This is a genomic window from Nocardia sp. CC201C, from assembly GCF_030010695.1.
Lineage (GTDB): Bacteria > Actinomycetota > Actinomycetes > Mycobacteriales > Mycobacteriaceae > Nocardia > Nocardia otitidiscaviarum.
Genome location: NZ_JASCXP010000023.1, coordinates 19,060 through 33,252 on the forward strand (window position 1 = coordinate 19,060; position 14,193 = coordinate 33,252).

Annotated in this window: 15 protein-coding genes and 1 tRNA gene; 6 read left to right on the plus strand and 10 right to left on the minus strand. The window is 68.6% G+C overall.

The features are described 5' to 3' along the window. Positions 1 to 162 precede the first annotated feature (162 nt). The 4 genes from QK444_RS04580 to QK444_RS04595 all read left to right on the plus strand — a co-directional run bounded on the left by QK444_RS04580 (position 163) and on the right by QK444_RS04595 (position 3,005). Entirely contained in the window at positions 163 to 699 is a 537-nt protein-coding gene (locus tag QK444_RS04580; RefSeq protein ID WP_282777364.1) for a hypothetical protein, read from the plus strand. Between the two features lie 196 nt (positions 700 to 895). Then, positions 896 to 1,477 carry a DUF1707 domain-containing protein gene (locus QK444_RS04585; protein WP_282777365.1) on the plus strand — a complete coding sequence of 194 codons (582 nt, stop codon included), beginning with the start codon at positions 896 to 898 and terminating at the stop codon, positions 1,475 to 1,477. Positions 1,478 to 1,848: 371 nt separating this feature from the next. After that, entirely contained in the window at positions 1,849 to 2,424 is a 576-nt protein-coding gene (locus tag QK444_RS04590; protein ID WP_282777367.1) for an ABATE domain-containing protein, read from the plus strand. Further along, a complete protein-coding gene (locus tag QK444_RS04595; protein WP_282777369.1) occupies positions 2,421 to 3,005 on the plus strand; it encodes a GNAT family N-acetyltransferase in 585 nt (194 codons plus the stop codon). The genes QK444_RS04590 and QK444_RS04595 overlap by 4 nt, the downstream gene beginning before the upstream one ends. A 61-nt stretch (positions 3,006 to 3,066) precedes the next feature. On the opposite strand, the gene QK444_RS04600 is transcribed toward QK444_RS04595, so the two are convergent. The 4 genes from QK444_RS04600 to QK444_RS04615 form a co-directional block, all read right to left on the minus strand. Further along, complete coding sequence (locus tag QK444_RS04600; protein WP_282777371.1) at positions 3,067 to 3,441, minus strand: VOC family protein; 375 nt, start codon at positions 3,439 to 3,441, stop codon at positions 3,067 to 3,069. A gap of 186 nt (positions 3,442 to 3,627) precedes the next feature. Next, positions 3,628 to 4,476, minus strand: coding sequence for an SDR family NAD(P)-dependent oxidoreductase (locus tag QK444_RS04605; RefSeq protein WP_282777373.1), 849 nt, complete (start codon positions 4,474 to 4,476; stop codon positions 3,628 to 3,630). Between the two features lie 180 nt (positions 4,477 to 4,656). Further along, the gene (locus QK444_RS04610; RefSeq protein WP_282777375.1) at positions 4,657 to 5,100 is read right to left on the minus strand and encodes a PIN domain-containing protein; all 444 of its coding nucleotides are present in this window, start codon (positions 5,098 to 5,100) and stop codon (positions 4,657 to 4,659) included. A gap of 133 nt (positions 5,101 to 5,233) precedes the next feature. Continuing rightward, a tRNA-Ala gene (locus tag QK444_RS04615) sits at positions 5,234 to 5,306 on the minus strand. A gap of 128 nt (positions 5,307 to 5,434) precedes the next feature. Here QK444_RS04615 and QK444_RS04620 point away from each other — a divergent pair. Further along, on the plus strand, positions 5,435 to 7,393 hold the full coding sequence (locus QK444_RS04620; protein ID WP_282777376.1) for a DUF222 domain-containing protein: 1,959 nt from the start codon (positions 5,435 to 5,437) through the stop codon (positions 7,391 to 7,393). A gap of 481 nt (positions 7,394 to 7,874) precedes the next feature. Here the strand turns inward: QK444_RS04620 and QK444_RS04625 are convergent, their stop codons facing one another. From QK444_RS04625 to crcB (QK444_RS04650), 6 genes are all read right to left on the minus strand, one after another. Then, the gene (locus QK444_RS04625; RefSeq protein ID WP_282777379.1) at positions 7,875 to 8,612 is read right to left on the minus strand and encodes a thioredoxin domain-containing protein; all 738 of its coding nucleotides are present in this window, start codon (positions 8,610 to 8,612) and stop codon (positions 7,875 to 7,877) included. Positions 8,613 to 8,674: 62 nt separating this feature from the next. Continuing rightward, positions 8,675 to 9,901 (minus strand): MFS transporter, encoded by a 1,227-nt coding sequence (locus tag QK444_RS04630; protein WP_282777381.1) that lies wholly within the window; start codon positions 9,899 to 9,901, stop codon positions 8,675 to 8,677. Beyond that, positions 9,898 to 11,535 (minus strand): phosphoglucomutase (alpha-D-glucose-1,6-bisphosphate-dependent), encoded by a 1,638-nt coding sequence (gene pgm, locus QK444_RS04635; RefSeq protein ID WP_282777383.1) that lies wholly within the window; start codon positions 11,533 to 11,535, stop codon positions 9,898 to 9,900. The genes QK444_RS04630 and pgm overlap by 4 nt, the downstream gene beginning before the upstream one ends. Before the next feature lie 47 nt (positions 11,536 to 11,582). After that, a complete protein-coding gene (gene crcB / locus QK444_RS04640) occupies positions 11,583 to 11,966 on the minus strand; it encodes a fluoride efflux transporter CrcB (protein ID WP_282777385.1) in 384 nt (127 codons plus the stop codon). Then, positions 11,963 to 12,310: a DUF190 domain-containing protein gene (locus QK444_RS04645; protein ID WP_282777387.1), complete on the minus strand. Its 348-nt coding sequence runs from the start codon at positions 12,308 to 12,310 to the stop codon at positions 11,963 to 11,965. Before QK444_RS04645 ends, crcB (QK444_RS04640) begins: the two co-directional genes overlap by 4 nt. Next, complete coding sequence (crcB, locus tag QK444_RS04650; protein WP_282777389.1) at positions 12,307 to 12,741, minus strand: fluoride efflux transporter CrcB; 435 nt, start codon at positions 12,739 to 12,741, stop codon at positions 12,307 to 12,309. Before crcB (QK444_RS04650) ends, QK444_RS04645 begins: the two co-directional genes overlap by 4 nt. A 124-nt stretch (positions 12,742 to 12,865) precedes the next feature. Here crcB (QK444_RS04650) and QK444_RS04655 point away from each other — a divergent pair, with 124 nt between their 5' ends. Next, positions 12,866 to 14,074: a lipase family protein gene (locus QK444_RS04655; RefSeq protein WP_282777391.1), complete on the plus strand. Its 1,209-nt coding sequence runs from the start codon at positions 12,866 to 12,868 to the stop codon at positions 14,072 to 14,074. The last annotated feature ends 119 nt before the right edge of the window (positions 14,075 to 14,193 follow it).

Below are 14,193 nucleotides of genomic sequence, written 5' to 3' on the forward strand. Positions count from 1 at the left end.
CGGGCACGAAGCGAACCATGCCTCGGTCAAGTGCTGACCAGTCGGATTTGATCCGATAATTCTCCGGGAGATTGCATTGTCAAGTACATGCTCTTGGTCATTCGTATAATTCGTTGTAGCGGAGCATATTACGATCCACCCGGCCATCGGAGGATGAATACGATGCCCACCACCAAACTGAAGGAATGCCCCCAGGAACTCTGGCTCGGCGACGTCGGCTATTCGAGCGGCGGAATCTGTTACTACATGAGCGAATACGTGCGCGAGAGCATGTGGAACGGGGTCAAGAAATTCTCCGAAGCCGTCGAAGTCGCCAAGAACGCGGTGCCCGCCACGATCGTGAAAGCGGGTAAGGCCAAGAACCTGCGCGACAAGGGCGGCGAAGCACACGGCAAAGCCCAGCAGGCCTACAACCAGATCCCCGCCGACCTGGCCGCCACCAAGGTCTATCGCGTCGGCCTCTGGTTCGGCAAGAACGGCAAGAACCCCGACAGCGCCCAGCACCAGAACCATGAGGCCGTCGTCCTCACCAGCGGCGGCACCGAAGTCGTCTTCTTCGAACCCAATTTCGGCTTCTACCACGCCGACGAGAACACCACCCGCAAAGCGGCGTTCGAAGGAGCGGTCCGCGCCCTCTACACCGGCAATGGCGAACATGCCGAGAACTTCCACTACCAGGAGGACCGCACCGTCAAATAGCGATGATCGACACCGCGTCGTGAGGCGGGGAACTCGCCGGAGCCGCGGATCGCCGATCCGCGGCTTTCGCTCATGACAAACGGAGTCCGCCGACGCAGTATGGGCGATGATGTGCTGAGCAGCACCCGCGCGGCCCACGAGTGCCACACTGGAGAGGTACCGACGAAGTCAGCTCGCACAAGGACACACCGACGCCATGGCCGCCAATCCCGACCCCGACGACCTGTTTCTCAGCGACGAGGAGCGGACGCACGCCCTCGACGCGCTCGGCAAGCACTACGCCGACGGGCGCTTGGACAGCGCCGAGTTCTACGACCGCTCGGGCGCGGTCGCCACCGCCCGCACCCTGGGCGCTCTCGGGGAGGCGTTCAGCGGCCTGCCCGGCGGCGTGCCGCTGACGCGAGTCAACGGGCAGGTGGCCAAGGTCCCCGTCAACGACAACTCCCCGGCGACGGGTGGCGACAACGCGGCGGCCGAACTCGCCGCGCTCCGCAACCGCGGCAACACCATCGACTCACTCGACTGGATCATCGTCGGTATCACCCTCATCACCTTCCTCGTCCTCCAGGTGATCGTGAGCTGGGACTACGCCTGGATCGTCTGGCCCTCACTGATCATCACCCTGAGCATTCCGCGCATGATCCTGCGATTCAGCGATTCCGACGAAGAGGTGTACGAGGAACTGAAGAAGTCCGACGCGGCCGCCCGCAAGAAGCGACTCTCCGAGGCCACCAAGCGGATCCGGGAACTCGAAGGCGGCGGCAACACCGGCGGCTGACGGTCAGTACAGCAGCACGCCCATTGCGGCCGCGACGGGAGAACAACCCGCCGCCGCAATCCCGGCTGACGCTCGGCCACGGACGGCACGACGGCAGTGCCAGTGCGACGAACTGCTGTCAGTCCGGTCGTTCGGCGTGTAGTGCAGTCCATTGTTCGGGCGGAAGAGACCGCGGTGGATACGGCGGCTGGGCCTCATTCCCCTGATTCCAGAGTCCGCCGATCTGCGGGCGCGTGGCGAGCCCGCGCGTCGGCGAGTTCGAAGTACTCCGCCGGGGCGAACGGAATGCGCCAACGGGCGGCGACTCGGCATGAGACACGAGGCACGAAATCAATGGCTGACGTTTGGATGGTCGTGTTACCGTCAGCAGCATGACGGAGGTCGACCTTCCTATCCTCGGCACGGAACCTCTGCCGGTCGAGTTCGCGAACACCGACTACGGCGGCGGTGCGGACCGCATCGACTTCCTGCGGAGCGCCGAACAGATCGATCGATGGTTCGCGCTCGTCCACCCGCCCGCGATCGAGGGTGAGATGGGACGTGCCGGTGAGCGGGTGCGGCAGTTGCGGGACGGTGTGCGTCACCTCCTGAGCGCTGCCGCCGACAGGGCCGCACCGGATCCGCGACGACTCGATATCGTCAATGAATTCGCCCGAGCCGCACCCACATTCGCACAGTTGACATGGACGCCGGATATTGCGCCCGCGGCCCGACGGTTCGACATCGCCACCGGCGCACCGGCTCTGCTGGGCCGCATCGCCACCTGCTGTATCGAATTGCTCACCGGGCCACAGTCGGACGCCCTGCGCCGCTGTTCGGGTCCGGGCTGCTCCCTGCTGTTCGTCAAGAACCACGCGCGGCGACGCTGGTGCCACCCCTCCTGCGGGCACCGCGACCGCCAAGCCCGCTACTACCGCCGTCATCATCCCCGAGAGGTGCACCCATGATCACCTGGCGTCGACTGCGCGAGCAGGACTTTCCCCTGCTCGCGCACTGGCTCGAACAGCCGCATGTCGCCCGCTGGTGGCATCACGAAACCTCGCCCGAGGCGGTCGCCCGCGACTTCGGACCCGCCACCCGCGGCGAGGAACCCTCCGAAGACCTCCTGGTCTTTCTCGACGGCCGCCCGGTGGGCCTGGTCCAGCGCTGCGCCTTGGCCGACTACCCCGACTATCGCGACGAGTTGGCCGCCGCGACCGAGGTGCCCACCGACGCACTGACGATCGACTATCTGATCGGCGACCTCGACCGCACCGGCCGCGGCCTGGGCAGTCGCATGATCGCGGCCGTCGTCGAGGCGACCTGGACCGATCACCCCACCGCGACAACCATTCTGGTCCCGGTCGTCGCCGCCAACCGCGCCTCCTGGCGGGCGCTGGAGAAGGCCGGTCTGCACCGGGTAGCCGAAGCCAACCTGGAACCGGACAACCCGGTCGACGGTCGAACCCACTACCTCTACCGGGCGGACCGCACCCGCACCACCGCCCACACCGGACGCGACGACTCGCCCCGACACGCGGTGCGGTGACTCGACCGGCTGGACCGCCGAGCGCCCTCCGCATCCGAAAGGCGCTCGGCGACTTCGCGAATCACAGATACGGACGGGTGATCATCTCGATACCGTGACCGGCGGGGTCGCGGAAGTAGACCCCCCGCCCACCGTGCCCGGAGTTGATCTCACCAGGCCGCTGGAAGTGCGGATCGGCCCAGTGCTCCACACCCCCGTCGCACAGCTTGGCGTACGCGCGATCGAACAAGTCGTCGTCGACGAGGAACGCGTAGTGCTGCATCTGGATGTCCACCGGCGGTTCGGCGAACTGAAGCAACACCCCGTCCTCGCACAGCAGGTTGGTGAACACTCCCCACGAGGGCGCATCGGCGAACTCGAAGATATCCCGGAAGAACGCCGCGGACTCCTGACGGTTCTTGGCGGCGATGATGGTGTGGTTGAAACGTGCGGACATGAACTCTCCTGTCGTGATCGATCTGTCGAGCGGGTGATCATCACGTACCAGGCGGTGCCCGCGCGGCGCTCAGAACAGCACCGGGTCACCAATCCGTGTGTGGCACAAGGCCGTCCCGGTAGTCATCACGGCGAGTATAGCGCGGCGCAGGCCGACCACCGCAGGGCCGCGAGCGCCCCACATCGGCTACTCGGTTCCCGGCGGGGGCAAGGGAGTGAGGTTCTCGCCGTTGAGGATTGCCTGCATCCGGTGTTCTATATGGCCCTTCCATTCCGGGTGGGTCAGCACGTAGAGGCGTTCCTCCCGGATGGCACGCAGCATCTGGTCGGCGACGACCCGCGGGCTGGTGCCGTGGGCGAATAGTTTCCGCAGGTCGTCCATGCTCACTCCGGGCGGGAGCTGACTCGGGCCGACATCGGAGAGGCGGTCGGGGCGATTGCGGTCGGCGTCCAGGATGCGGGTGTCGACCACTCCCGGCATTAACACCGAGATCCGGGGCTTCAATTCGCTGCCGACGAGTTCCATGTGGACGGTTTCCGACAGCGCGACCACCGCGGATTTGGTCGCACCGTATACCCCGGACCCGCCCACCACACCCGCCACCCACGCCGTGTTGACGATGTGGGCCACGTCATACAGCTCGATCATGATCGGCAAGAAGCTGCGGTGACCGTGCACGACTCCCATCAGATTGACCCCGAGCACCCACGCCCAGTCGTCGAGCGTGCTTGCCCACGACGGCACGCCGCCACCGGCCACCCCGGCGTTGTTGCACAGGATGTGTACGGCCCCGTACCGCTCCAGGGTCGCGGCAGCCAGTGCCGCCACCTCGTCGGGGTTCGACACATCCGTCACGATGCCGTGCACGTCCCCGCCGGCCGACCGCAACTCCGCCGTCGTCGCCGCGAGCGCATCCTCCTCCACATCGCTGAGAACCACCCGGGTTCCGGAGTCGAGGAATGCCTCGACCATCCCCCGCCCGATACCGCTGGCCGCCCCGGTGACAACGGCGACCTTGTCGCGCAGATCCCGCACCGTGCCTCCCTTTTCGCCCGGACAAGACCCTTCCCACCGTACGGCGGCGACAGGCACCGCACATCAGCCCGACGGGTGATGTCGCGAATCCGATTCGACGCCCCCTGACCCGAACGACTATCGGACACTTCGGCATGTCTCGATATCGGCGGTGGCCGCAAGTTCGCGGCAGCGAGCGGTTCAGTCGCCCTGGAGCAAGAGTCGGAACGACGGATGAGCGGGCGTCAGGGGCCGCACGGCGCGAAAATCCTTCTCATCCAACGTCAAGATGTCATTGGTGAGGTAACGCTCGGCGAGTACGACCGTGACCGCGTCGGCCAGGTCGAGGCGGAGGCCGCGATAGTGCTCGATGATTCTCTGGGCGACTCGGAGGTCATCACGGTCCACCTGCGGTACGAGCACCGCGCCCTCCTCGGCCGAGGTGAGCAAGTCATCGAGGACGAGATCGGCTGCGCGGCGGTCCTTTCCGAACCGCGCCACGAGCAGATGATCGACCTCATCCAGCACCAGCGGCGAGACAACCGCAACAGAGGTGGAGAGAAATTCGCGCGACCGCTCGTGCAGTTCCGCGGCACGGTCGTAAGCGGCGATGATGGCCGAGGTGTCGGCGATGAAGAAGCTCACTCGCCGTATGCCTCGCCGAGCAAGTCCTCACTGTTGGCGGCGAACCCAGGATCGCCGGAATCGAATGACGGCCAGGGCATTGCCGGAAAAACAAAAGAGCCGCAGGTCGATGACCTGCGGCTCTGTCGTGGAGTGGAGCTAAGGGGACTCGAACCCCTGACCCCCACACTGCCAGTGTGGTGCGCTACCAGCTGCGCCATAGCCCCGTGTTCAGTTTTGTGTCAGCGGGGTGTTCCCCGCTGGCTTGAACGAAGTTACACCACCGCCGTTGTGCGGACCAAATCGCCTGGACAGGTGGGTGACAAGAGCGATCTTCGGAGGTAGGCTCGAACATATGTTCGACAGCAGGGAGGTCCAGGTGATGGGTGACGAGGAGCTGGTCGACGCATTGCGGAGGGCGCACGGGGCCGCCGCATTCGCACAGGCGGCGGAAATCACGGCCGTGCGGGAGTTGTATCGGCGGCATCGGGCGGCCAATGCGGCGCCGGGGGCCGGCGGGGTGCGGGCCGGGGGGTTCGCGGCGGCCGAGGTGGCGGTGGCGGTGCAGATCTCCGAGCCGGTGGCGGCGGCGCTCATCGATATCGGGTTGGCCCTGGACGAGCTGCCCGGGACGCGGAAGGCGTTCGGGGACGGACGGATCGATCTGGCGCGGGTGCAGGTGATCGCGGAGACCACTCGCGGGCTGGCCCGCGAGGTGCGGGAAGCGGTGGAGCCCAAGCTGATCGACGCGGCGACCCGCAATGATCCGGTGCGGCTGCGGCAGACGGCGCGGCGGTGGGTGGCGCGACTGGATCCGGACGGCGAACGGGAGCGGCGCGAGGAACGCGAGCACGACCGGGACGTGCGGATACGTGCCGTACAGGACGGGATGGCGGTATTCGACGGGCTGCTGCCCGCGGTGGGGGCGCAGACGGTGGCCAATCGGCTGCGGGAACTGTGCGGGCAGGTGTGCGCCGAGGACCCGCGCACCATGCCGCAGCGCCGCGCCGACGCGTTGGTGGCCTTGGCCGACGGGTCGCAGCGGCTGTGGTGTGCGTGCGGGCGCGGTGCGCGCTGCCCGAAGTCGGCAACCGCATCCGGAGTCGGCGGCGGCTGGGCATCCACCGCGACCGACCCGGCACACACGTACGGCGACCACGCCCCGCCCGCAGCCCAACCAGGAGGATCCGATACCGCACCCGGAACCCGCGTCGCGGGCGGTGCCTCCGCAACCGGAGCCGAATTCGCGGCGCCGCGCGATACCACCGAACCGGCACGGACCGAATGCCCGGCGACTCACGACGATGCCGGAGCGGCCGAGACCGAACTCCCGGCGACTCCGGACGGCACCCAATCGGCGCAGACCAGCCCCCCGGCGACTCCGGACGGCACCCAATCGGCGCGAAACGAACCCCCAGCAACGCCGGACAGCACCCAACCAGGACGAAACGAACCCCCAGCGCCCGTGGGCGGCGCCCGATCGGCGCAGACCGGATCCGAAGCAGCTGGCGGCGACACCGCACCTTCGTGGACCGGACCCGTGACTCGCCGCGACGACACCGCGCCGGGGCGAATCGAACCTGCCGGCGCGGCTCCCGCAGGACCCGGGGCGCAGCCGCCGCGGCCACCGCTGATCCAGATCGGGGTGTCGGCCGAGACACTGGCCGGGCTGCGGAACGATCCCGCCATGCTGGTCGGGTACGGGCCGATCGATACGACATTGGCTCGGGAGCTCGCGAAGTACGCGCGGTTCGAGGTGGTGCCGGAGCCGCCGGCACCGGAGGCGGGGGCACGGCGGCCGACGTCGTCGCAGTCACCCGAGGATGTGCGGGCCATCGACGGGGTGTGCCGATTTCCCGGATGCGGAATGCCCGCCACCGATGCCCAGCTCGCGTATGTCGAGGCGACGAACGCCCGGCCGCGGCTCCCCGGTATGGCGCACGTGGCAGCGTTGTGCACGCGGCACCACCGGCTGAAGATGCTGGCGGACCGGGGAAGTCAGGCGTGGCGGGTGCGTCGCGCGGACGCCGATCGGATCGTGTGGACCGACCCCAGCGGCGAAACCCACACCACGACGCGCGAAGGTGCGCGGTATCTGTTCCCGCACACCGATATCGACGCCCCCACGGTGCCGCCGACACCCTACGAGCGGGTGCACGTGCCACCGCCGCAGCCAGTGCGCACCGTCCCGGCCGATCTCACCTACCCGATCGACGGGCACGCCCTCATCCACCCGCAGCTGTCCCGCTGCACCCCCGACAACGATATCCCCGACGACCTACCGGTGAACCACACCGCGTCCTTCCGCCGTTGAGCACCCGCCTGCGGCGTGCGCACCGCCACGGATCACCCGCGGGGAGCGCAGCGCCGCTCCTTGCGGGCGACGGCCCCGGGGACCTTCGAACCTCCGTCCACCGAACAACGACGGTCGTGTCGTCAACCGAAGTCATGCCGGAGGTTCCGCTCACAGGGCGAGTCGTCCGATGCGGCGGATGCGGCAGCGGACAGTCGCTCCGGCACGGCTGCCTCGCGCCGGGCCCGGGGGGTGCGCGGTGCGATCTGAACTGAACACAGCGCGACTGGACTGAACACAGCTTGTCCGGCACAGAGAGCGAGCCGCGGGTCCAGTGCCCGCGGCTCGTTCGTGCGGTCTCGTTGCGGCCGTTCCCACTCAGTGCCGCTGCATCCATCCGATGCTGTGCGGCAAGCGGATTCGGGGATCGGTGCTACGAGCGTCCCGCGTCGGCGGCGTGGCGAGGGCCGTACACGCGCGGGCGCCGAAGCGCCGGCACCGCTCACTTGGCGGCGTCGAGCACCCAGTCCTTGTTGTTGACGTCGATCTCGCGGCCGTCCAGGAAGACCGACGGGGTGCCCGCCGCGCCACCGCTGGCCGCCTCGAGGGCGGCGATGGCCGCTTCGGCGTGGTTGCGGGCGGAGTCGACGCGGTCGCCGGAGGTGATGCACCGCTGGGCGGATTCGGGGGCTCCGGCTTCCGCGGCGATGGCGGCCAGTTGCTGGTTGTCCAGGTCGCCGCTGCCTTCGGCGGGCTGCTTGTCGGTGAAGAGGAGTGCGTGGAACTTGGCGTAGACGGGGCCGTCGCCCTCCTGCGCCACGCATTCGTTGGCGGCGACGGCGCGGGTCGAGTAGTCCTTGCTGCCGGACCGCTCGTCGAGGAAGTTGACCAGGCGGTAGCGGACCGCGAGCGTGCCCTCGTCGATCTGCTGGGCGATCTCCTGGCCGTAGATGCGTTCCAGGGAGCCGCAGGCGGGGCACAGCGGGTCCTCGTAGATCTCGACGGTCTTGGCGATATCGGGCTTGCCGAGCACGATCGCGCCATCGGAGTCGAGGGCCACGCCGACCGCCGGGTCGTGCGCGGGACCGTAGCCGTCATTGCGGATCTCGCTGTCGCCGCCGCTCCACTGGAACAGGGCGAACACGATCAGCGCGACCACCACCACGGCCACCGCCCCGAGGGCATAGGTGGTCTTGTTGGACACCGGACGCGGGGTGTAGTTCGTCGTCGGTTTGCTCACGGCCACCACTCTGCCGCAACCCACCGCCGCGCGGGTACGCAACCCGTCCGAACGCTACCGGGTCAACCCTGCGGGCGGGTCGTCGTGGCGGCCGTCGTCTCGACCAGCGGCTTGCGCTGCAACGGTTCCGGCACGATCGCCCACGCCACCGCCGCCGACGCCAGCAGTGCGCCGGTGACCGCGAGCGCGAATCCGTACGAGAGGTGTTCGGCCAGCAGGCCGACCGCGTACGGGCCGAGCACGGTGCCCAGGTCAGCCGACATCTGGAAGCCCGCCAGCACCGGTCCACCGCGCCGTCCCGCGCCGACGATATCGGCGACCGCGGCCTGCTGGGCGGGGGTGAACATGCCGGACCCGAGGCCCGCGACGAAGGAGGCGACCAGCAGCCAGGGCAGGTTCTCGGCGAAGCCGAGTCCGGCCGTGCCGACCGCGCACAGCAGCGTGCCGCAGATCAGGAACGGCCTGCGGCCCAGACGATCCGACCAGCGCCCCGACTGGAACAGCACCACCGCGTTGCCCGCCGCGAACACCGTCAACGCCACCCCGGCCAGGGCGGCGTCGTAGCGCAGTACCTCCACCACCAGCAGCGGCACCAGCGCCATGCGCACCCCGAACACCGCCGCGCCATTGCCGAAGTTGGACCACAGCACCGCCCGGTACTCGGATTTTCGCACCGCCTCCCGGAAGGTCATGACCGGGGTGTCACCGAGCGCCTCGGGCCGCACCAGCGGCGAATCCTTCAGCGCCAGATACACGATGGCGCTGGCCACCAGCAGTGCGACCGCGTAGATGACGAACGGCGCGCGCAATCCCAGTCCGGCCAGCGCCCCACCCACCAGCGGACCGGAGATGGAGCCGATCAGGAAGCTGGTCGAGTACACCCCGGACACCCGACCCCGCTCCGTCGGCGGCGACATGCGGATCACCAGCGCCAGCGACGACACCGTGAACATGGTCGACCCGATACCGCCGAAAGACCGCAGCACCAGCAGCTGCCAGTAGCTCTGCGCCAACGCGCACGCCCCCGTGGACACCGCCACGATCAGCAGCCCGCCCAGATAGACCGGCCGCTCCCCCAGTTTCTGCACCAACCGCCCGCTCATGGGCGCGAACAGCAGTCGCATCAGCGCGAAGGCGCTGACGATCGCCGAGGCCGCCGCGACGCCCACCCCGAAGCCGCGCGCGTACTGCGGTAGCGCCGGTGCGACGAGCCCGAATCCGATGGCGATGGTGAATGCCGCCCCCACCAGCACCCAGATCTCGACCGGCAGGGATTTGGATCTGCTCACTCCGATAGCGCCTGTCGCACAACTTCCTCCGCGGCCGCCTGCACCTGGGCCAGATGCTCCGGGCCCTCGAACGACTCCGCGTAGATCTTGTATTTGTCCTCGGTGCCGGAGGGCCGGGCCGCGAACCACGCGTTCTCGGTGGTTACCTTGACCCCGCCCAGGGCCGCGCCGTTGCCGCGCGCGCGGGTCTGAATGCCGGTGACGTGCTCCCCGGCGATCTCGGTCGCTGTGATCACATCCGGCGTCAACGCCGCCAACCGGGCTTTCTGTTCCGGGGTGGCGTCGGCGTCGGTGCGCGCGTAGGCCGGGCTGCCGTAGCGCTTCTCCATCTCGGTGTAGCGCGTGGACGGGCTCTGCCCGGTGACGGCGGTGATCTCGGCGGCCAGCAAGGCCAGCAGAATGCCGTCCTTGTCGGTGGTCCACACGGTGCCGTCGCTGCGCAGGAAGGAGGCTCCGGCGCTCTCCTCACCGCCGAATGCCAGGCTGCCGCTGAACAATCCGGGGACAAACCATTTGAAGCCGACCGGCACCTCGTACACGTCGCGGCCCAGCACCCGGACCACCCGGTCGATCATGGCGGAGGTGACCACCGTCTTGCCGATCTTGGTGAGCGCATCCCACCCCATCCGGTTGGCGATCAGGTATTCGATGGCCACGGCCAGGTAGTGGTTCGGATTCATCAGTCCCGCATCGGGAGTCACGATGCCGTGCCGGTCGGCGTCGGCGTCGTTGCCGGTGGAGATGTCGTAGTCGTCGCGAATCGACACCAGTGACGCCATGGCGTAGCGCGAGGACGGGTCCATGCGAATGCGTCCGTCGCTGTCCAGGGTCATGAACCGCCAGGTGGGGTCGACGAACGGGTTCACCACCTCGAGTTCGAGGTCGTAGCGCTGCCCGATCTCCTCCCAGTAGTCCACGCTGGCGCCGCCCATGGGGTCGGCGCCGAGCCGGATGCCCGCGCCCCGAATGGCGTCCAGATTCAACACGTTCGGCAGATCCGCGATATAGCGGTCCAGGTAGTCGTAACGCTCCACCTTGCCGGCCAGCGCGTGCGCCAGTGTCGTGCGCTTCACCTCGGACAGCCCGTTGCGCAGCAGATCGTTGGCCCGCGCGGCGATGGCGTCGGTGGCGACGGTGTCGGCCGGACCGCCGTGCGGCGGGTTGTATTTGAACCCGCCGTCGCGCGGCGGATTGTGCGACGGCGTCACGACGATGCCGTCGGCCTGATGCCGGGTGCCGCCGCGATTGTGCCGCAGCACGGCATGACTCAAAGCCGGTGTGGGCGTGTAGCGGTCGCGCGCGTCGATGATGGCGGTGACGTCGTTGGCGGCCAGCACCTCGAGCGCGGTGGTCCACGCGGGCTCGGACAGGGCGTGCGTATCGCGCGCCAGATACACCGGCCCGGTGATGCCGCGGGTGGCGCGATATTCCACGATCGCCTGTGTGATGGCGAGTATGTGCGCCTCGTTGAATGCGTTGTCGAGGCTGGACCCGCGATGCCCGGAGGTTCCGAAGGCGACGAGCTGCGCGGGATCAGCGGGATCCGGGATCCGGCTGTAGTAGGCCGTCACCAGGTGCGCGACGTCCACGAGGTCCGCGGCCCGGGCCGGTCGACCGGCTCGATCGTGGGCCATGCTCGGGCCTCCCTTCCGTATCGCCTGTGCCCGGCTGGTCATCAGGATCACGGCAACCCCCCGTGCGCCGCGCCCAGGAACAACTGGGCGGCACCGGCACCGAGGAAGGCCGCGGCCAGGCTCGCCACAACGCCGATCACGACGTTCGCCACCGCATAGCTGTAAGCGCCCTCCTCAGCCAATCGAACCGTCTCGTATCCGAACGTACTGAACGTGGTCAGCGCACCGCAGAAGCCCGTTCCGGCCACGGCGAGCAGCCAGTGGTTTGCTCCCGCGCCGATCAGTGCGCCCAGAATCGCCGACCCGGTCACGTTCACCGTCACTGTGCCCAGTGGAAAGACACTAGCGAATCGACGGGCCATCGCGCGATCCACCAGATAGCGAACCGGCGCTCCGACCATGCCGCCGAGCGCCACGAGCAGCATCGTCACGCGCGCTCCCCCTGCCAGGATTCCACCGGCGAGAGTGTCACGGTGAGCGAATTCAGCAGGTCCGCATTGGTTTCCACGAATCGCCGCAGCACGTCGGTGTCGTCGACGATCATCACGAGCACGGGTAGCCGGTCGGCCAGATCCAATAGTCGAGTGGTGTGGATATCCGCCGACGCCCCGAATCCCTCGACGCCGCGCCACACGCTCGCCCCGGCCAATCCGGCATCTCGGGCACGCCGCACGATCTCGTGGTAGCGGGGGCGATGCTGCCACCGGTCGTCCTCGCTCAGCAGCACGGTGAGCCGCGAGGCGGGCCGCCAGCGCGCACCCGTCGGGTCGTTCATCGCCTGCCCCCTTTCGCCGTGCCTGTCCCGGTCCGTCTCCACCACCGCGTCGCGCCCGCCCCGATCACGACCGCGCCCACCGACGCCACCACCGTTCCCCCGAGATAGCCGAGCGCGGAAACCGTCCGCCCCGATTCGAGCAGTGTACGAACTTCCACACTGAAGGTGGAGAAGGTGGTGAAACCGCCCAGGACCCCGACGCCCAGAAAGAGCCGCGGTAGCCGCCGGGCAACCCAGATCTCGGTCACGCACACCGTGAGGACGCCGATGGCGAGGCACCCGACGACATTGACGGCCACGGTCTGCCAGGGAATGTCCCCGCGCTGGGGCAACCACGCGGCCACACCGTAGCGCAGGCTCGACCCCAGCGCGCCGCCCGCGGCGATGGCGGCGAGGGCCGGTGCGTCGGATCGCGCGAACGTTGCGACCACCACCCCTCCGCCTCGATTGCCAATTCGTTGCTGTTCGGCGTGTTGCTGAGGCCGAACGACACCTCGGGACTGCGAGGATAGTGCCGCCATCTCAGTGTTGTCCCATCGGCCTGGAGGAGCGAAGTTGACGGTACGGCAGTCGATCAGGGGGTTGCTGGTCCGGAGCTCTGTTATCGCCGCGGCCGTAGCGGCGGCTCTGGCGAGCAGTCTCGGTGCGACTCCGGTCGCCCACGGCGCCATCTATCCCTTTCCGGACCCCGACGCGTTCTACGCGCCCCCGGGCAATATCGGCGCCTTCGCCCCCGGCGATGTCATCAACAGCCGCATCGTCCCCGCCCACGGCTATCCGGGCGCGACGGTGTGGCAGCTGAACTACCGCTCCACCAACTCCGCGGGCGCTCCCATCTCGGCGGTGACCACGCTCATCCTGCCCGGCGGCGGCGGACCGCGGCCCATCGTGTCGTATCAGCCGTTCGTGAATTCCCTGGGCACGCAGTGCGCTCCGTCGCACAGTCTGTTCGACGGCAGCCTGCAGGAGGCTCCGGCGCTGAATCTGCTGCTGGCCCGGGGCTGGGCGGTGGCGGTGCCGGATCATCTCGGGCCGACCAGTGCGTACGGCGCGGCCCGGATGGGCGGGCAGATCACCCTCGACGGCATTCGGGCGGTGAAGCGCTTCGCCCCTGCGGGACTGGGTGATTCGCCGGTCGGCCTGGCCGGATACTCGGGTGGCGCCATGGCGACCGGCTTCGCGGCCGCACTGGCGGCGGAGTACGCGCCGGAGCTGCCGATCGTCGGGGTGGCCATCGGTGGCGTACCGGTGAATCCCGGCAAGATGGCCCTGCAGATCGGCAATGCGCCGCATCCGCTGTTCGGGCTCGGCTTCGCGGTGGCGGTCGGACTGGAGCGCGAGTACCCGGCGGAGATGAATCTCGACGACGCGCTCAGCCCGGCCGGTCTGGCATTGCGCGCGCAGATCGCCAATGCCTGCGTGAACGAGATCATCAGCGCGGGCGCGAACCACTCCATCGGCGAGATGTTCCGTCCCGGAATGGAAGCCAGCGCCAACAACATTCGCATCCTGCACGAGAACAGCCTGGAGATCTATCCCGGCGTGCCGCGCGCGCCGGTCTATCAGTGGCACGGCGGCAACGACCAGGTGCCACTGGATCTGGCGCTCAGCGTGGCGGGACGCTACTGCCACGCCGGCACCCCGGTGCTGTTCGACGTGATCCCGGGAGCCGATCACGGCACGGCCATCTTCTCCGGAGCGCCGCGCGCCTTCAACTACCTGTCGGATCGTTTCGCGGGCCTCGCGGCCCCGTCCAACTGCTGAGCACGGACCGCCGTCGCGCTCGGCAGGGCGCACCGGTCACCCGCGCGGGCCGTCGTCGGGACCCACGCACCGCGTCGAGAAGTGGGCCCGCCCCCCGCGCGGGCGGGGGGCGCCCCGGC

Excerpts from the sequence above, each read along its gene's own strand:
- QK444_RS04595 (WP_282777369.1), top strand. The coding sequence starts at position 2,421 with ATGATCACCTGGCGTCGACTGCGCGAGCAGGACTTTCCCCTGCTCGCG.
- QK444_RS04645 (WP_282777387.1), bottom strand. The coding sequence starts at position 12,310 with ATGAACGACCCGACGGGTGCGCGCTGGCGGCCCGCCTCGCGGCTCACC.
- QK444_RS04620 (WP_282777376.1), top strand. The coding sequence starts at position 5,435 with ATGTTCGACAGCAGGGAGGTCCAGGTGATGGGTGACGAGGAGCTGGTC.
- pgm (WP_282777383.1), bottom strand. The coding sequence starts at position 11,535 with ATGGCCCACGATCGAGCCGGTCGACCGGCCCGGGCCGCGGACCTCGTG.
- QK444_RS04590 (WP_282777367.1), top strand. The coding sequence starts at position 1,849 with ATGACGGAGGTCGACCTTCCTATCCTCGGCACGGAACCTCTGCCGGTC.
- QK444_RS04585 (WP_282777365.1), top strand. The coding sequence starts at position 896 with ATGGCCGCCAATCCCGACCCCGACGACCTGTTTCTCAGCGACGAGGAG.
- QK444_RS04600 (WP_282777371.1), bottom strand. The coding sequence starts at position 3,441 with ATGTCCGCACGTTTCAACCACACCATCATCGCCGCCAAGAACCGTCAG.
- QK444_RS04580 (WP_282777364.1), top strand. The coding sequence starts at position 163 with ATGCCCACCACCAAACTGAAGGAATGCCCCCAGGAACTCTGGCTCGGC.